Raw genomic sequence first — 17,138 nt, 5'->3', positions numbered from 1 at the left:
TTACTAAGTAAGGTTTACCCGAGTTTCTATCTCATTTCTATTTTTCTCCTCATTAATTATTTCACACGCTAATATTGATTGGCTAAACTTCATTGCGTGTTCCACGGCCAACTTAATTATACTTACAACCTCATTATCTAGTAATGAGTAGTAAACGTACTTACCCTTCCTCTCTGTCTTAACTATACCGCAGTTCCTAAGGCAGGCTAAGTGATGAGACACTAATGATTGTGACTTATTAATGCCACGGGCTATTTCCTGTACTGATGCCTTTCCGTTTCTCATTATAAATAGCACAATCTCAAGCCTAGTCCTATCAGCTAATGCACTAAATAGGGATTCTAACGTCGTAAGCATGGCATCATTTAAATTATTAGTACTCATCATATATATCGCTTAAGTATTGAATTTATTCTTTTTCATTTTCATTACCTTAACCCCATTAATAATCCTGGACTTCAGGCCTTGCCTTAATGAACGTACCCCTTCGCAGCTCATCAAAGGCCCTTCTTATTTCATCCCAGGTATTCATTACTATGGGTCCATACCACGCAATTGGCTCACCGATAGGCCTACCAGCCATTAATAAGAATCTGGCGGGCTTCTCGCCTGTTTTCACTATAACCTCATCCCCATCTCTTGTTAGGACAACGAGCTCCCCGCGTTTAGCAACGTGCCACTGATCAAGGGATGCTTCACCATCAACCATATAAATCAATGCGGTATATCCATCATTAACTTCGTAATTGAAGGTTGACTCCTCGGGCAATTGAACATCTAGGTAATGTATTGGTGTTGTTAAGTCATTAACTGGTCCCTCAACAATCCCATAACCACTCACCCTAATTCTTCCCGCAATAATCACGGCCCTACCACCACTCTCCAACTCAACCACTGGTATGTGCTTCCTGAGGACGTTCCTGTACTTAGGAACCCTCATCTTATACTTGCTGGGTAGGTTTACCCAAAGTTGAAAGCCGTTAACCTCCGTGTCGTAAATCTCATTGCCATCCAATGTAACTTTTCTAATGGGCTTTGGCATCTCTTCATGGAAGATACCACTGCCGGCGGTCATCCACTGGGCATCCCCAGGACCAATAATCCCCTCATTCCCTGTACTATCCCTATGGTGAACCTCCCCATTCAATAAATAGGTCACTGTTTCAATACCCCTGTGCGGATGCCATGGAAACCCCATCATATAGTCATTAGGATCTCTTGAGCCGAAATGATCAAGGAGTAGAAATGGGTCTGTTATCTCGGCAATACGTGGATCGCCAAATACCCTATATAGCTTAACGCCTGCTCCATCCCTTGTCCAGTTACCCCTAATTATGTGAATGGCTGTCTTCCTCACGTTAATGCATGCGTTCCTGATATTAATAAAACTGTATTTATTTATCTTAAATTATGAACAAAAATATTAGCTTCTATACATATTTATAGTATTTTATAATACCGTTAAACATATGATGTGTCTTAATAGGTATACTTCGAAGATTTTTGTCATAGTTCATGCATTCTTAAGACGTACCTTTACAGTTTAGATTCGCGAACTCAGCAATCGCATTATTAAATATATGCCTGAATTTATTATTGTGGAGTTTGTAGAGAAGGCGAGGGATCTCTACCTGGACACGGGTACTAGGTTTCCGCGTAGGATAATATGGGCGATGGGGCTCATTAAGTATGCCGCAGCCAAGGTTAATGTGGAGCTTGGGCTATTAAGTAGTGATGTTGGTAGTGCAATAATGAGGGTCTCCCAAGAATTAATGAGTGGTAAGTATGATGATGAGGTAATACTTGACGTGTATCAAACCGGTTCTGGCACCGGCTTAAACATGAATATTAATGAGGTCATCGCTAAGCACGCATATTTGGATCTCGGTGTTAAGGTGCATCCCAACGATCACGTGAACCTTGGCCAATCATCAAATGATGTTGTGCCCACGGCCATTAGGGTTGCCGCAGTTATGGAGTACGTGGAGTCATTAAGGCCTGCAATTAATGATTTAATAGTCTCACTACGTAGGAAGGTCAATGAGTTTAGTGATATTGTTAAGCCCGGTAGAACACACTTAAGGGATGCGTTGCCGGTAACCCTTGGTCAGGAATTATCCGGTTACCTAGATGCGTTTTTGCGTGACGTTCAATTACTCGATTATACCATCAACTTCGTTAAGGGATTACCAATTGGTGGTACCGCGGTCGGTACTGGCTTTAATACGCATCCAAGATTTGGTGATGAGGTTGTTAAGGTAATTAATGAGGTAACTGGGCTGGATTTCGTAAGGGTTAACCCGTTCATGTCTATGAAATTACTCACCGATTTAGTAATGTTATCAAGTGCAATTAAGGCACTATCACTGGACCTTCATAGGCTTGGCCAGGATATTAGGCTAATGTTTTCAGGGCCGTTCACAGGGCTTAATGAGATAGACATACCTACACAAGGCGAGGTTGCTGGGTCTAGCATAATGCCTGGTAAGACTAACCCAGTTACCGTGGAGTCCCTTTTACAGGCTATAGCGCAGGTATTGGGCCTCGATAAGTCGATTGAGCATGCCTCAATGCTTGGGGAGTTTGAGTTAAGCATGGGTATACCAGTCATTGGTTATGACATAATCATGGAGATGAGTATATTGAGTGAGGGAATTAGGAAGTTCACGAAACTCGTGATTGATGGGTTAACCCCCAACGTGGATGTCATGCGTAGATATGCTGAGAAATCACTGGCCTTGATAACCATGCTCACGCCCATGATAGGTTATGAGAAGGCTGCTGAATTGAGCAGGGAATTAATGATGGGCCGCAGCATTAGGGACGTACTTAAGGAGTTGGGGTTTAGTGATGATGAGATTGATAACATCCTTAACCTTAAGGAATTAACTAAGCCTGGGTTCAAGGTACAACGCAAGTGATATAATGATCATTTTTAAAGATATGTTATTCGGCTTTATTTACTTCACATCATAAATACAGTATCGGTCCTCCATAGACCTCCTCAAGGAATGACTCCGCACCCTTAATCTCGTCCACTATGTCCACTAAGTCCTCCTTCTTTATGTTATAGAGTTGTGCGGCAAGTGGGCATGCGTATATTTTGAATTTATCGCCATAGACCGACTTAAGCTCCTTCAGGTATGAGTACCAGTCCTTAAACTCGCCCTTCTCCACGGCATTCTTTAAATTCCTTAAGTACGTCTCTATGTAGGGGACATACATAGCCGGTCCTATCGTCACGCCCAGGTCCTGGGTGTTTAGTCTTGGTAATACATCCTTCCTAAAGGCGACCAATCCCTCATTAACCAGGTGAACGACTACCTTATAACCAGCCGCCAGTGCAGCTGCGCCATAAACCACTAGGCAGCAAATCCTATTTGCGGCACCCGATGCGAATACAATGCCCAATTTTCTTTCCTCAGCCATCGATTTACAACCAATGCGGAACTTAATATGTTATTGATAACTATGCAGTTTTTGCGCAGTTAGCTTATCTATATCCATATTTATAGAGATATATACAAATGTATGTAAAAAATGCACTAATAATCCATACTTATAAATCGTATTACCATCGCATATTTGTGGAGTCATTAACCGAGGTGGAGGATATACTGAGCTATCTTAATCGTGGCTTCGCCTCATTTATTTCTAGTCCCTATATCGTAGTTGAGATAGACGAGAATCCAGGGGCTGGATACCTCAGTTGGCATATACCTGGTTCAACATTGTTAAGACTTTATGGTGATTTATTACGTGATGTGGGCATTATAAGGGATTATGAAGCATTAATCATGGATTTAGCCGTTAAGGGCATAACCCGGGATAGGCATATCGTGCTTCTTGATGAGATTGATAATAGGCACGCGGCATTAGCCTACATGGTATTAAAGGCTCTTGGTTTTAAACACATATCATTGCTTAACGGTGGTAAGGTAAATTGGCTAATACATAAGGGCCCTCTATGCACATGTAATGGACACGTGTATAGCAGTAATTTCAATCAAAGGGATTGGTTGAATGTAGTTGTTAATCTTAAGGATTATTTCGTCAATTTCGATCAAGTATACGAGCTGGTTACCAATGGAAATATTGGCGGTGATACGCTACTTATTGATGTTAGGTCTCCCTGTGAGTACATGGGTAGTGACGTGGATATTTGGGGCCATATACCAGGCGCCATTAACATGCCCTGGAATCTATTTCTCGAACCCAGAACCAATAGGTTTAGGGATCGTGATGAGATTGTGAAGGTGGTTGATAGGTACGGACTTTCACAAAATGACAACATAATACTTTATTGTAGGACTGGCGGTAGGTCGGCCCTTGTGTGGTTTGCCTTAACAGAGTTACTTGGCTTTAGTAAGGTTAGGGTTTACCTTGGTTCCTGGCTTGATTGGATAAGTCGTGGTGCCCCAATTAAACGTGGCGAGGAACCTTGACTACCAATGCCGTGTTAGTATTTACTAAACTTAGTAGGCACCCTTTTTAACACGTATATATACATTGAATTAATGGATATTGATGAGAGGATTCAATGTCTTTCACAATCACGGTCACCCTACGTACTTGAGGCTCTGAACAGCCCGGTAAAGTGGTGGGGTTGGTGTGCTAAGGCCTTTGAGAAGGCCATAAATGAGGATAAGCCATTACTAATTGACATTGGTGCTGGGTGGTGCCACTGGTGCCATGTTATGGATGAGACCACGTATAAGGATCCGGAGGTTGTCCAATTAATAAATGATTACTTCATACCAATTAAGGTGGATAGGGATGAGAGACCCGATATTGATAGGAGGTATCAGGAGGCTGCATTATTAATTGCTGGGCAGGGTGGATGGCCGTTGACAGTCTTCGCAACGCCTAAGGGTGAGGTTATCTACGCCGGTACCTACTTCCCGCCTAGGGATGGCATGGGCTTACCTGGTATGGTTAGGGTATTAAGGGCCGTACTAGACGCCTATAGAAGTAGGAGGGATCAGATAGGTGAACTAATTAGGGAGATTAGCAATGCAATAACAAGCTCCTACGTCTCCACCGTCACTGATAATTTGGACATTGGTGTTGTGGATGATGTGGTGGTTAAGATCGTGGATATGTACGACAATGAGCATGGCGGTTTCGGAATGGCGCCTAAGTTTCCCCAGGTCACGTACCACGCACTATTACTTTATAGGGGCTTCTACACGGGTAGCGCCTTAATCAATATTGTACGTGAAACATTAATAAGGATGGGGAGGGGCGGTATTTATGATCAGTTGGGTGGTGGTTTCCATAGGTATTCCGTGGATAGTGGTTGGTTGATACCACACTTTGAGAAGTTACTCATTGATAATGCCGAGCTTCTAATGAATTATTCCGAGGCATACGCCATTACCATGGATGATGAGTTACGAGAAATTGGGGTGGGCATTATTAATTACGTTAATGATACGTTGGCAAACCCAGACGGCGGTTACTACGCCAGTCAGGATGCCGATGTTGATTTTAAGGATGAGGGTGGCTACTATAAGTGGAGTGTTGATGAGTTGAGGGGGTTACTATCGAATGATGAGTTTAACATTATTTATTGGTACTTCGGCATATTTAAGTTTCGGGGTAATGAGAAGGCTGTCCTGCATAGAGCGTTAAGTATTGAGGAGGTCGCTAATAAGTTGGGCATCAGCATTAATATGGCTAGGTCATTGCTTAACTCCGCAATAAGTAAGATGATTAATGCAAGAAGACAGAGAAAGAGCCCTCGAATAGATACCACGATATACGCAGGCTGGTCCTCAGCCATGGCTATTGCGTATACAATGGCTAGTGACTACATGAGCATTAACGGCGTAATTGAACATTCATTAAAGATCATCGACTTCATTATGAATAATATGTATAGAAGTGACGGATTACGTAGGGCATTCAGATGCAACACTCTTTCGCTACCAGGTTTGCTAGAGGATTATTCCTATACTCTTCTAGCTGCGTTGATGGCGTATAGTCATACGGGTGATAGGAAGTACCTGGAGTTCGCGATTAAGCTCGGTAATGACATAGTTGATAAGTTTAGGGCGCCAGATGGTGGTTTCTACGATACGGACATGCCCGATGAGCCAATGACGCTAAGGATAAAGCCCATTGCAGACACGCCGAATTGGAGCCCAAACTCCCTGGCGTTGATTGCTTTAATGAACCTATATAGGGTGACTGGCATTGACAAGTTCAGCAAGGAGGTTAATAACGGAATAAGGGCGTTATACTCCCTGGCAATGAGGTACGGACCCGCTGCATCATCATACTTCATAGCCCTTGATTGGTACTTGAGGGATCCACCTAAGGTGGTAATTGTTGGTGATGCCAATGACGATTTCATAAGACTTTTAAGAATGGCATTAAGGACCTTTAGGCCAGGTAAGTTGGTGATCCCAATTATTAGTGATAGCGTCGACGACTTATTAATGGATAACTCAATAAGGGCTATGGTAAATGAATACAGGAGAAAAGGGAGCCCGTTGGCGTATGTCTGTGCATATTCCGCATGCACCACACCCATAGTTAATGAGGAGACTTTACGTAACGTACTTACTGATTTTATGCGTGATAGGTATGCATAATTATTCATACGCTAAGAAATGCTTAAATAAATACAATAAATAATATAATTATTAATGAAAAGTCAACTAGAAATCAAGAGGGAAATTAAGTGCATGGTGAATAAGGGATCACTTAAGGCGTTGGCATTATCGCAGCTCGCTCTAGCAATTATCCTAGCCCTATTTACGACAATAATCGACCCACCCCCATTAATAAACATCATAGTCGCTGCATCAGTTACGGCAATTGAAGGTGCATCTGTGGGTTACGTACTCCATTACCTAAGGCACGGCTGCTTTACCTAGAGCCATCATCAATCTCAATAACCCTACTTGATGACTCAAAATAATACCTGCCCTCATCATCGTTAACAATGTGTAGTTCTACGGGTGCATCCCAGGGAAGGCCGTAGACATCCATAGCCCTAATGAGAATGTCCCTATAAAGCCTCCCCTTATTCACGGTGACTTCCCTTGGTATGATTATTAGTATGTCTATGTCACTAAGGACCGTTGTCCTACCCTCAGCAACCCCACCAATGACGAAAACCCTAACACCCGGTATTAAGTCCCTGGCAGCCCTCATAACCGCCACTGCATACTCTCTCCATCTCCTCAGGTGCTCGAAGTGGTACCTAACCCAACTTGACATTACTAACAACCCTATCTAACAATCTTATTAATTCCTTAGCCACATTAAGTGCTTTAGATATATCATCAATGTCATAGCTAATTTCACCATACCTACCCTCGGTGTACGCCTCCTCAAGCATTATCAGTATATCCCTATTATAAATCACAAAATCCCTCAACTCACGCACTAATTCACTAAAGCCCTGGGACCCAAGTCCCTTGATCAACATACCAATCAATTCCCTAATGCCGTGACCCCTAACCTTAGACCCGAACAACTCGAAATAAACAGCCTTTATGTAGAGTTGAAGTGCCTGATCTATGAGGAACATTGCTAAATCAAAATCATCGGTATTCTCGGCAATACGAAGTGCATTCAGGGCTCTCCTCTTTAATTTACTAACATATAAACCACTCATCCATTACTAAATTCATGCCGTATTAATTACTTTAACTTCCTACCAATGGCTATTATCAATGGGAATGACCTGATGAAATCAGCATTAAAGTAGGGAGTCAGTACGTTCGCTAAACATCTCTCACTGCATGAATGACTCCCTAATGTCCCAATCTTATCAGCATCAGCCTCAACGATTATGAACACGGAGTTAGGCCTTAATGAGTCGTAGACATTCCTAATAGATAGTGCGTGGTCGCCCCAGTGATGGAGTGTGAACATGGCTATAGCGGCGTCAAACCTACCCGGCGTAATTGGTAATGCCCAACTACCTGCATTTACAAAGTCAGGTCTCCAAAACCTCCTGGCCTGCCTAAGCATTGGTAGGCTCACGTCAGCACCGACGACGTGATAACCATAACCACTTAGTATGTTGGCTAACCTACCAGTGCCTGGCCCTATTTCAAGGATCCTCGCCGGTGGCTTCACGAATTTCCTAAGAGTATTCGCCGTTAACTTATAACTCCATAGCAGTAACACCTCAAGGAACCTATATATCCTCGCGGTCCTTTCGTCGAATTGCTCAAAGTAACCGTAATTACTAACCATCATTACTACGTACTAGTCCTAGCTAAATTACTAACGCGTTAGCCATAATCAGTGATGACCCTAACCATGAATCATCTACGAAATACTGCCTCAATTGATATTACGTTATTTTTATTTTACTAAACATGAGTAAACCCTAAATACTTACTTAATAAAGTCAATTATCAATTATGATTATTAATACCACGTAATTGTGATACTTAGTACTCGCTAAAGCCACCAGCGCTATTATAATAACAATAACCATTATCACCAAAGTTAGCCTAAAAATGCATTAACATTATTTGAGACACCCTGTACATTACCGTACTTTTATAGTAATAGGTTGCATTGATAAGGCTAAATATGATTATAGTCAATACGATAGGCTTATTATTAATGCAATTCTAAAATGCCTTGTATTCACGATTTTCTTTTATATTTCAACCTTGCATAACAAAATAATATTTAAATGCAGTACATATTAATTACGGTTTTGTGGATATTAAAGAGATTATGAATATTATCAAGAAAAATGGATTATTAAGTGCCCTAATAATTGAATTACTTAGAGATAATGATGCCTATAACGAATTATCCAAGTACTTCGTGGTGAACAATGACGGGTTATTCCTGAGGCCAATTGGTATTGTTAGGCATGGACTCAGTGATGACGTGGTGAGGGCGTCTGGTAAAGGTGTTGATGGTGTTATTGAGGTTTTTGAGGAGTTTGTTGATGGACTGAGAAACATTGACGGCTTCTCACACATAATATTAATCTCGTTGTTTAATAAAGTCACTAGGGATCAACGAAATATCCTTGTGGTTAAGCCCAGGAGGCTTGTGAAGTTTGGGGTAAGCCTTGATGAATTACCCGAAGTTGGCGTATTCGCGTCAGACTCACCACATAGGCCAAACCCCATCGGCCTTAGTATTGTTAGGCTCGTTAGTAGGGATGGAAGGTTCCTCAGGGTTTCTGGGCTTGACCTATTCGATGGTACACCGATACTGGACATTAAGCCATACACTCCCGATAGGTCCGTTAGCATTAGCGAATTAACCACGCCGACCTGGTATTCCACGCTTTGGAGGAGGATTGGTGGTGGCGTTATTTAGCTAAATTAATGACTAGATAAAAGTTTATATTTTAAATTAGGACATAATGGCTTGATATTAATGGAGAAAATTGAGCAGGCAATTAAGGAGTCACTGAAGTATCACACAATTGGTGAGGTTAATGGTAGGATTAGGATACGAATCACTGACGAGACAAAGACGAAATTAATAAAGGCTAGCTACGGCATATATAACCACTCAACCGTTGAGTTATGCCATTGGACAAAAAGCGCCTTGGTTAAGGGACAGAGTTGCTATAAGTTTAAGTTCTATGGAGCACCAGCAGGTGGTTCTCATAGATGCGCTGAATTTAGCCCAGTGGGTATGATATGCAGTAATAGGTGCGTCTATTGTTGGAGACCTACGGAGTCCTTCGACTCCTTCGTACCCAGTGAGGGCTTGGTTGATGATCCTGAGGAGTTGATTCAGGGAATACTCAAGGAGAGGTATAGGCTATTGACAGGCTACTTCGGGAACCCGAAGTCCAAGGAGAGGGCTAAGGAGGCCCTGGTGCCAACGCATTGGTCAATATCACTTTCTGGGGAGCCGACACTGTACCCAAAACTACCGCAGCTTGTTAAGTACCTCAAGAGTTTACCGAGTACTAAGTCCGTATTCATAGTCACTAATGGAGAGCACCCAGAGATGCTAGAAAGGCTACAGCGTGAAGATGCGCTGCCAACGCAGTTGTACCTATCCTGCAATGCGCCAAATAAGGAGTTGTTCTATAGGATTAATGTACCTGTGATGTACAGGGAGGATGCGTGGGAGAGGTGGTTAAGGAGCCTTGAGTTACTGAGTAAATTGAATACTAGAACCGTCATTAGGATAACCCTGATTAGAAGCCTTAACTACGACTTCAAGTACATACCCGAATTCGCGAAGCTCATGCTAATCGGCAATCCACACTTCATCGAGGTTAAGTCCTACATGCACCTGGGCCACTCCACATTTAGGCTGAAGAGGAGTGATATGCTTAGGCATGAGGAGGTTAGGGAGTGGGCCATGAGGCTACTTGAGGAGATTAATAGGCTTGGTGGTAACTTTAGGTACATGGATGAGGATGAGCCGAGTAGGATAGTGGTTCTTCAGAACATGAGTAGGTATGTTGATAGGTGGATCGTTAAGCCAGAGGATCAGGCAAAGATTAAGTGATTGATTTTAACGGCAGGATAAAATCACGTATAGGTTACCCTCTCCTCACGCTTAACATACTCACTAAACCTACCGGAATTCACAAGCTCCACGTGATGAATGACCTGCTCATTAAACTCACTGGGCCTTTCAATATACACAGCATGGCCAGCGTCGGGGAAGATCACGAACCTGGAATTCGGTATACCATTGAATAACTTCCTACCATTCTCAATGGGTATTAGCCTATCGGCCTCCCCATGAATAATCGTGGTGGGCACCCTAATCTCGCCAAGCCTGGGCGTCAGGTCAACACCCATCACCTCCAACTGAGCCACGTAAGCCTCCTTGGGCATCCTCCTGTTGAAGAACATCCTCGTTAATTCATGGAAGACCTGCTCATTCCTACTAACCCAGCCCTCGCTAAAGGCAACCTGCAGTGCGCCGGCGAACATGTTGAAGTCATCATATAATTTAAGGGCCATCTCAGTAAACTGCCTAAGCTCTGGGGTTATTTCCAGGTGGGGCATTGTGGAGACCAGGATTAAGGACTTGACCACATCACCGTGCCTAAGCACGAAGTTCTGGGCAATCATACCACCCATAGAGAAACCAAGCAGGTGAATAGACCTAAACCCAAGCTCACTAACCACTGCATATACGTCGTCGGCCATGGAATCCAGGGAGTACGGCCCCCTCGGCTTGTCCGAGAGCCCCACACCCCTATTATCAATAAGGACAAGCCTAAACCTATAAGCCAACTCCCACTGGAAATGCCAGGCAGCCAAGTCCCAACTAAAACCCTGAACCAAAACCAACGGCTCACCCCTACCAACTACCTCATAGTAAATCTTAGTACCATCACTGGAAATTGCATATGGCATATTGAAATAATAACCTATCAAAATAATTAAGTATTCACATTACTTACAATATATAATTTACATAATATATAAAAACAAACAACAACACATTTACAATAACATATATCACTAGATTATATATGTAATCCCATAATTACATCAACAATCTATATAGTTTACTTCATTAGTAATTGAATATTAATCAGAAATAGAAATAATACGAAAAATATGCGCGCACCCGACCCACCTCACACACGCTGAATGTAAGAGTTAAATCATAATTAATATTGATATATTACATTGAATTATTGACTGTATGTCTGGAAATTTATACATTATGCTCTGTGCAACCTAGTTGTTAGTACTATTTTGGTTGCTTATTCAATTTTTAATAAATCGCAATCATAACGAATGCACCTGAAGATATAAGTTTCAATGCCCAGTTTATTGCGTGCCCACCTTAGGAAGTTCATTAATTGATTCAATTTGTTGTTGTCTTTATTCGTCGTTATTACTATGAGCCCTGCCCGTAATCCACCGTATTGGTAGACTATGGCTTGCCCAATGCCATAATGTACCTTGTCCTCGCACTCCACTTCATACGCAATGCTATTGCATAATAAGTCAGGTTTTACGTTAATGAAACCAAGGTTTATCGAATATTGTTCGCTACAGTTTAATCGACGCGCAATTATTGCTATATACTCGTTTTCCTTGCATTGCCTTACCACTCTTCAACACCCACGCCTTAATGATCCACCTCCACTGGCGTCATTTCTGATACGAACTGCTTCAGCAATTTATAATACGCTTCGAACTGCTTAATGGGCTTCGCACTCTTTGAAGTACGTTTCCTTACGTATAATGGGCCACTCTCTACGTATGAATCTAGAGATATCTCATCTAGGTACCTGAATCCTACGAATTCCGTGTCCTCATCACCATAATACTTATCAGGCATATCATTAGTTACTAATGGACGTACGTTCGGGAATTCCCTGCTCATGATTTCATTTACCTCATGCCAAGCCTTCATGATTTCTTGCGTTCTCATGTTAGATCTATACTGGTTTACTACGTATGATATTAGGCTTTCATAGTTCTTATTCCTTGGGATAAATATTTTCTGGTTGTACAGCATGTTCATGATCCTTCTAAGGAAGTCCACGAACTTATTAATTTCCTGAAGACCAGGTCTCGTAATAGCTACATAGAGTGGAGCCAGTGGGAATGTCATTTCGAAGAATTGATAAACCCAATTTGGTGAGTCTAGAATTATTACATCAAAGTCATACCCCACCTCCTCCATTAATTTATCAATAAGCGACCTTAGAAGTAACCCCCAGTCAGGCACGTTCTTTATGTCACTACTTATTTCGTCTAAGTTACCTCCAGGTAATACGTAGAAGGCTGCGTTATTTCCCGGAATCACGTGTTGATGAAGGCACTCGTTAACTGTGGGCATACTTTTTAAGTAGCCCTTTTTATAATCAGTGAGCTTTTTCATTAGGGTCTTTAGGTTGCACTCGTCGAAGGTCCTACCTAGTAATACGCGGGTTGCCATTGCCGACGGGTCGAAGTCGATGAATAACACCTTGCGTCCATCGATGGCTAAGGATGCCGCCGTGTTCACTGCCAGGGTTGTTTTTCCTGCACCGCCGCTTGCTGATATGAATGCTATTGTAAACATGATAATTGTTTATTAGGCATACCTCCTAATAAGTTTTATGTTCAATTGTAAAACACAAAACATTTATTAAATTCCCATTATATAGCCCGACGGGTATGTGCAGGTTTGCCATCATCCTTGGTAGGTTTAATAATGCCGGCGAGACCTTGGTTGGTATTGGCAATAGCCTTGTGCAGGCAGCGTCTATGGACCCATACGGTAAGAAATTCCTCAATGAGGAGAGGCATGAGGATGGTTGGGGAATTTTGTTCGTCAATGTTGTCTCCTCATCCGTATTCCATCATAGGAGTGTGAGGGCCATATTCATGGATAACCCCGTTAATGTCATTAGGGGTTTTCTAAGTAATGTGAATAATGATGATGCAGTGCTAATGATGATGCACGCCAGGGCCGCGAGCACAGGTACACCGAAAAACATATTCTCCACGCACCCTGTTAGAGCGGTGACTAGGGATGGCTTTGAGCTCTACATGATTCATAACGGTTCCTTCTATAGGGATGACATAGCCAGGGAGGTTGGTATTGACAAGGATTACACGGCTAGGTTTAATGATACCTACATCGCCAACCTGGCCCTCGCTAATCGTATTAAGGGCGACATCGCTAAAGACGATCTTGCTTGGCTGCTTAAGTTCGTGAGGACCGGGGCAAATCTGGGCATTGCATTGGTTGAGGATGGTTACGTTACGCTAATTGTCGGTAGTTATTACAAGGTTCTTGATGATGAGAGGAGGGAGGCTAGGGAGGCGTATTACAGGCTTTACCAGTGCGATGTCCCTGGGGGTGTGCTTTATGCCTCATCAACAGTGATTGACTTCTACAGGCCGGGTTTCGTTGGTAACTGCCGCGTACTTAGCAATGGTGAGTACCATAAGTACCGCATCTCGGCTAGTGGGGATGTGCAAATGGTTGATACCTGGAGTTTTACGGCATAGCCTCATACTGAGGCGCTTTTCTCCTCGATCTTCTTATCAATAGGATTATCGAGACTATTATGATTAATACGACCGCATAAAGCGCTGCCGTGAGCGCCCAGTTTATCGTCCATTTAATACTAATGGTCATGGGGCCATTAACCACCAGTGTGAGGCCAGGTTCCTGAAGTAGGAGGCCGTCTGCAAATACCGTGCTTGGCCTTACTACGATTATTGAACCCGCGTCTAGCCAGTCGGTGTATTGCGTAGTTGTTGTCCCATTTATGTTTACTGGGTATTGGCTCGTTATGTTTATTAGGTATTGCCTTGTCCATTGATTTATGGATAATTCCTCTGGTTCATCCACTGTAAGTGCTATTGCCGTGTTATTTCCATTGAATACATAGCGTGTTTCATTACCGAGTTGGTAGTACCTTGGTATTGTTAGTACTAATGTTGATCCTTCGTTAACCCAGCCCGTGTAGTTCATGTACGCTGAGCCATTTACGTAAATGGGCGCCGTAGACATTATGCTCACTAGGTATTGCCTTGTGTATACTGCCGTAAACGCCATTGGCGAGCCTACGGTAAATGTCACATTGTATGGGTAATTAATCGTGTAATACGGTTCGTAGTTAATGACGTAGAAGTATTGAAAGGCAAGCCTTGTTTCGTTGTTGAACACGTAATACTTTGGCGCACTTATTGTTATGGTAGAGCCTGCGTTTACCCAACCGCTGTAGTTGCTTGTTGCGTTGCCGTTTACCAGTATTGGTATTGGGCTTGTTACATTAACCATGTATTGCCTGACCCACTCAATGTCTATGCTCGTTGATCCATTAATGACTATACTAAGGCTTGCCGTGCTTAAGTACTCACTGCCATTGATTACGTAACCCTGAAGTACATACCTAGTTCCATTATTAAACACGATAATTTCTGGCTCGCTGATTTTTACTGGCGTACCAGGCGTAACTATTGATGTGTTTGTCACGCCATTAATGCTATTGTAGATGGTCAGTAGGGCGAAGTAACCCATTATGTATGTTGGTTCTTCATTACCGTTTTTCACAAACGCCATGCCTGGACCTATGGAGATCGATGATGCATTAAGTATAGACTCGGCCGTGTGCATGCCGAAATTCCACATATATGGTATTGGGACCAGGTAATCACCGTACTTAAAGTAGAGACCCAATTCAACACCCAGGGTGTTGGCAATGGTGCATTCACTATCTCCTGGACCAGCCACCACCAATTCCGCGTCGTTAAATGGCACATACTTATTAAGCAGTGGGTTGGGTGGTGACACTGTAATGCTTGCGTAGTTTGATGGTATCATTATGGTTACGTTGTCGTACCATGTTGTTGTTTGTCCGTTTAGTGAGTATCCGAAGGCTGCCCATGGGTAGCCATTACTATTCAACCCAACCTTAATGACTAGGTATATTGTGAAAGGCAAAGACACCGACTGGGGCTGCTCAATGCCCCAATCATAATAAAGCACGTTACTCCCTGAGGAAGTTATTCCACCATTGCCGCTTATTAATGCAGAATTAATTACACTGGTGCTACCCGTGTCATTCCATATGTTATCAAGAACCTGGAACTGATCACTCTGAGAATTGAACTCCAACACATCCTGCAACCAATAATACTGGGTATTGCCATTGGCTGTTTGAATGAGCATAACCACGTTCAACTGAGTACTAAACCAGGTATTGCCTGGTTTGACCTCAAGTGACGGGCAGTAACTAGGCTCTGTAGTGCTTGCGTTGTATATTGTCACCTCACCAACGAACATGTCCGTGGAATACTCATAAGCCAGTAAATTACCCCGTAGCAGCGCTAGTCCATAATCGGCAATACCCATTGGGAAGTTAGGTCCTTCGGGGCTTGGTGATTCCGTTATTTCGTAAAGTACGAAGGCCGGGCCTTGATTATTATTATCAATGACTATGTAGTAGGTGCCGCCACCGCTGATATAGAAGGATCTTTCAATAATGCTTCCACCTGCTTCATAAATGTACGTGTATGATTGACCCGATGAGAAGGCTGAGTACTGTTCATTATTCATCAGATAAATTGATATTGATTGGTTGGACCAGACATATATATTCACGAACTGACCAGCCGAGAAGTTATACGAAAGTGGCAAATAGTAACTAGGTAGTAATATAACCATACCAGCGGTTGTATCATTAACCCCAGACTGAGCTGAGTATTTCGTTAGCCCTATGGTGGTTGGGTTTATGTAACTGAACATGCTTGGCTGCGGTTTAATAATTTCATAACCAAGCATTGACTGAGCCATTACGGAGCCTACCGGCATTATAAGCATAATTAGCAGGGGAATAATTACCATGAACCTACAGTGATTATTCACTGAAAAACTAACCCTCATATTAGACCAGTTCTATCTCTTAACTCAATCTTTTTAGTCTTTACTGCTATTGCCACGTAATTAAAAATTAAATTATGTTATTACCGTAGTTTCTCGTATTACCTCCATCGAAAGAATTTTTCACGAGCATACATCTTCTTAACAACTGAATATTGGTATTCATTGATTAACGCTTACATAAATATTGCCGCCATTGACCGTACTAAACACTACGATGAAACCATTATTATTCGTCAAATCCAGGTAAGCTCCGTAGCAAAATATTTGAGGTGTACCAGTTGAGTATGCGTCACCACCAACGTTCACCGTCACCGGGTCTGACATTGTATTATCCATCGTGTATATAGATAACGTTAACTCACCAACGCTATGCGGTGGGATCACTATCGAGGGGTATAGATTGCATTTTGCTGAGCCGATTATTGTCGTGCCTCCCAGCATTATTGAGTTGTTGCCATTATTCCTTATACTTATTGCTATGGTGACTATATCATCCGACTTACTCATGATGGCGCTCGTCTCTATATAGCTTGGGTTACTACCATTGTTTGCGCCAAAACCCCCAATTAACGAGTATATCGTCTGCTCCAGGCTATTGACATTGAAGTGGAATGGGGCTAGTATGGCCATTGCCAAAATGAACAAAGTGATTATTACCAGTATATGTGAAATCTCCACAGCACCTCTATTCATTTTGTAATACATTAAATGAAAAACAAGGAATCCCTATTTAAATTTTTCTTCAATTTTCTAAGAATGCCTAGGTTTCTTTCAATTATCTAATTTAATATTCAATTCCTAAATTAAAGAAAATAAAAATA

General features: G+C 42.4%; 17 protein-coding genes. 7 read left to right on the top strand and 10 right to left on the bottom strand.

Translation table 11 applies throughout. The annotated features are described in order from the left end of the window. Nucleotides 1–3: 3 nt before the first annotated feature. Complete coding sequence (locus VDIS_RS06700; protein WP_013336476.1) at nt 4–384, bottom strand: ArsR/SmtB family transcription factor; 381 nt, start codon at nt 382–384, stop codon at nt 4–6. 58 nt (nt 385–442) lie between these two features. Then, the gene (locus tag VDIS_RS06695; protein ID WP_013336475.1) at nt 443–1,357 is read right to left on the bottom strand and encodes a pirin family protein; all 915 of its coding nucleotides are present in this window, start codon (nt 1,355–1,357) and stop codon (nt 443–445) included. Between the two features lie 223 nt (nt 1,358–1,580). Here VDIS_RS06695 and VDIS_RS06690 point away from each other — a divergent pair, with 223 nt between their 5' ends. Further along, nucleotides 1,581–2,921, top strand: a complete 1,341-nt coding sequence (locus tag VDIS_RS06690) for a class II fumarate hydratase (RefSeq protein ID WP_013336474.1) — start codon at nt 1,581–1,583, stop codon at nt 2,919–2,921. A gap of 49 nt (nt 2,922–2,970) precedes the next feature. Here the strand turns inward: VDIS_RS06690 and VDIS_RS06685 are convergent, their stop codons facing one another. Further along, nucleotides 2,971–3,429, bottom strand: coding sequence for a DsrE/DsrF/DrsH-like family protein (locus tag VDIS_RS06685; RefSeq protein ID WP_013336473.1), 459 nt, complete (start codon nt 3,427–3,429; stop codon nt 2,971–2,973). A 158-nt stretch (nt 3,430–3,587) separates the two neighbouring features. On the opposite strand from VDIS_RS06685, the gene VDIS_RS06680 reads away from it, so the two are divergent. From VDIS_RS06680 to VDIS_RS06670, 3 genes are all read left to right on the top strand, one after another. After that, the gene (locus VDIS_RS06680; RefSeq protein ID WP_052885793.1) at nt 3,588–4,445 is read left to right on the top strand and encodes a sulfurtransferase; all 858 of its coding nucleotides are present in this window, start codon (nt 3,588–3,590) and stop codon (nt 4,443–4,445) included. A 72-nt stretch (nt 4,446–4,517) separates the two neighbouring features. Next, nucleotides 4,518–6,599: a thioredoxin domain-containing protein gene (locus VDIS_RS06675; protein ID WP_013336471.1), complete on the top strand. Its 2,082-nt coding sequence runs from the start codon at nt 4,518–4,520 to the stop codon at nt 6,597–6,599. Between the two features lie 54 nt (nt 6,600–6,653). Further along, entirely contained in the window at nt 6,654–6,884 is a 231-nt protein-coding gene (locus tag VDIS_RS06670; RefSeq protein WP_013336470.1) for a hypothetical protein, read from the top strand. Here the strand turns inward: VDIS_RS06670 and VDIS_RS06665 are convergent. From VDIS_RS06665 to VDIS_RS06655, 3 genes are read right to left on the bottom strand one after another with little or no spacing between them, the layout of a single operon-like run. Further along, nucleotides 6,877–7,230, bottom strand: coding sequence for a nucleotidyltransferase domain-containing protein (locus tag VDIS_RS06665; RefSeq protein ID WP_013336469.1), 354 nt, complete (start codon nt 7,228–7,230; stop codon nt 6,877–6,879). The two genes, VDIS_RS06670 and VDIS_RS06665, sit on opposite strands and share 8 nt — an antisense overlap. Beyond that, a complete protein-coding gene (locus VDIS_RS06660) occupies nt 7,214–7,630 on the bottom strand; it encodes a HEPN domain-containing protein (RefSeq protein ID WP_013336468.1) in 417 nt (138 codons plus the stop codon). Before VDIS_RS06660 ends, VDIS_RS06665 begins: the two co-directional genes overlap by 17 nt. Nucleotides 7,631–7,656: 26 nt before the next feature. Beyond that, a complete protein-coding gene (locus VDIS_RS06655; protein ID WP_148678278.1) occupies nt 7,657–8,217 on the bottom strand; it encodes a class I SAM-dependent methyltransferase in 561 nt (186 codons plus the stop codon). 477 nt (nt 8,218–8,694) lie between these two features. Here VDIS_RS06655 and tsaA point away from each other — a divergent pair, with 477 nt between their 5' ends. Both tsaA and twy1 read left to right on the top strand, forming a co-directional pair. Beyond that, nucleotides 8,695–9,312, top strand: a complete 618-nt coding sequence (tsaA, locus tag VDIS_RS06650) for a tRNA (N6-threonylcarbamoyladenosine(37)-N6)-methyltransferase TrmO (RefSeq protein WP_013336466.1) — start codon at nt 8,695–8,697, stop codon at nt 9,310–9,312. Nucleotides 9,313–9,372: 60 nt separating this feature from the next. Further along, complete coding sequence (twy1, locus tag VDIS_RS06645; RefSeq protein ID WP_013336465.1) at nt 9,373–10,467, top strand: 4-demethylwyosine synthase TYW1; 1,095 nt, start codon at nt 9,373–9,375, stop codon at nt 10,465–10,467. A gap of 23 nt (nt 10,468–10,490) precedes the next feature. On the opposite strand, the gene VDIS_RS06640 is transcribed toward twy1, so the two are convergent. Further along, nucleotides 10,491–11,330: an alpha/beta fold hydrolase gene (locus tag VDIS_RS06640; protein WP_013336464.1), complete on the bottom strand. Its 840-nt coding sequence runs from the start codon at nt 11,328–11,330 to the stop codon at nt 10,491–10,493. Between the two features lie 727 nt (nt 11,331–12,057). After that, nucleotides 12,058–12,999, bottom strand: a complete 942-nt coding sequence (locus tag VDIS_RS06630) for a ParA family protein (RefSeq protein WP_013336462.1) — start codon at nt 12,997–12,999, stop codon at nt 12,058–12,060. 95 nt (nt 13,000–13,094) lie between these two features. Between VDIS_RS06630 and VDIS_RS06625 the strand changes: the two genes are divergently transcribed. Next, complete coding sequence (locus VDIS_RS06625; RefSeq protein ID WP_013336461.1) at nt 13,095–13,934, top strand: class II glutamine amidotransferase; 840 nt, start codon at nt 13,095–13,097, stop codon at nt 13,932–13,934. On the opposite strand, the gene VDIS_RS06620 is transcribed toward VDIS_RS06625, so the two are convergent. Then, nucleotides 13,924–16,317 carry a thermopsin gene (locus VDIS_RS06620; protein WP_013336460.1) on the bottom strand — a complete coding sequence of 798 codons (2,394 nt, stop codon included), beginning with the start codon at nt 16,315–16,317 and terminating at the stop codon, nt 13,924–13,926. The two genes, VDIS_RS06625 and VDIS_RS06620, sit on opposite strands and share 11 nt — an antisense overlap. A gap of 159 nt (nt 16,318–16,476) precedes the next feature. Continuing rightward, entirely contained in the window at nt 16,477–17,022 is a 546-nt protein-coding gene (locus VDIS_RS06615) for a hypothetical protein (protein WP_013336459.1), read from the bottom strand. Nucleotides 17,023–17,138: the final 116 nt, after the last annotated feature.

Source organism: Vulcanisaeta distributa DSM 14429 (genome assembly GCF_000148385.1).
Classification (GTDB): Archaea; Thermoproteota; Thermoprotei; order Thermoproteales; family Thermocladiaceae; genus Vulcanisaeta; species Vulcanisaeta distributa.
The sequence above is the reverse complement of the archived record's forward strand: the minus strand, read 5'-3'. Positions and strand labels throughout refer to the sequence as shown.

What these genes read in the sequence shown, in the direction of transcription:
- VDIS_RS06625 (WP_013336461.1), top strand. Translation starts at nt 13,095, where the DNA reads ATGTGCAGGTTTGCCATCATCCTTGGTAGGTTTAATAATGCCGGCGAG.
- VDIS_RS06615 (WP_013336459.1), bottom strand. Translation starts at nt 17,022, where the DNA reads ATGTATTACAAAATGAATAGAGGTGCTGTGGAGATTTCACATATACTG.
- VDIS_RS06630 (WP_013336462.1), bottom strand. Translation starts at nt 12,999, where the DNA reads ATGTTTACAATAGCATTCATATCAGCAAGCGGCGGTGCAGGAAAAACA.
- VDIS_RS06685 (WP_013336473.1), bottom strand. Translation starts at nt 3,429, where the DNA reads ATGGCTGAGGAAAGAAAATTGGGCATTGTATTCGCATCGGGTGCCGCA.
- VDIS_RS06690 (WP_013336474.1), top strand. Translation starts at nt 1,581, where the DNA reads ATGCCTGAATTTATTATTGTGGAGTTTGTAGAGAAGGCGAGGGATCTC.
- VDIS_RS06660 (WP_013336468.1), bottom strand. Translation starts at nt 7,630, where the DNA reads ATGAGTGGTTTATATGTTAGTAAATTAAAGAGGAGAGCCCTGAATGCA.
- VDIS_RS06665 (WP_013336469.1), bottom strand. Translation starts at nt 7,230, where the DNA reads ATGTCAAGTTGGGTTAGGTACCACTTCGAGCACCTGAGGAGATGGAGA.
- VDIS_RS06640 (WP_013336464.1), bottom strand. Translation starts at nt 11,330, where the DNA reads ATGCCATATGCAATTTCCAGTGATGGTACTAAGATTTACTATGAGGTA.
- VDIS_RS06670 (WP_013336470.1), top strand. Translation starts at nt 6,654, where the DNA reads ATGAAAAGTCAACTAGAAATCAAGAGGGAAATTAAGTGCATGGTGAAT.
- VDIS_RS06620 (WP_013336460.1), bottom strand. Translation starts at nt 16,317, where the DNA reads ATGAGGGTTAGTTTTTCAGTGAATAATCACTGTAGGTTCATGGTAATT.
- VDIS_RS06655 (WP_148678278.1), bottom strand. Translation starts at nt 8,217, where the DNA reads ATGGTTAGTAATTACGGTTACTTTGAGCAATTCGACGAAAGGACCGCG.
- twy1 (WP_013336465.1), top strand. Translation starts at nt 9,373, where the DNA reads ATGGAGAAAATTGAGCAGGCAATTAAGGAGTCACTGAAGTATCACACA.
- VDIS_RS06675 (WP_013336471.1), top strand. Translation starts at nt 4,518, where the DNA reads ATGGATATTGATGAGAGGATTCAATGTCTTTCACAATCACGGTCACCC.
- VDIS_RS06700 (WP_013336476.1), bottom strand. Translation starts at nt 384, where the DNA reads ATGAGTACTAATAATTTAAATGATGCCATGCTTACGACGTTAGAATCC.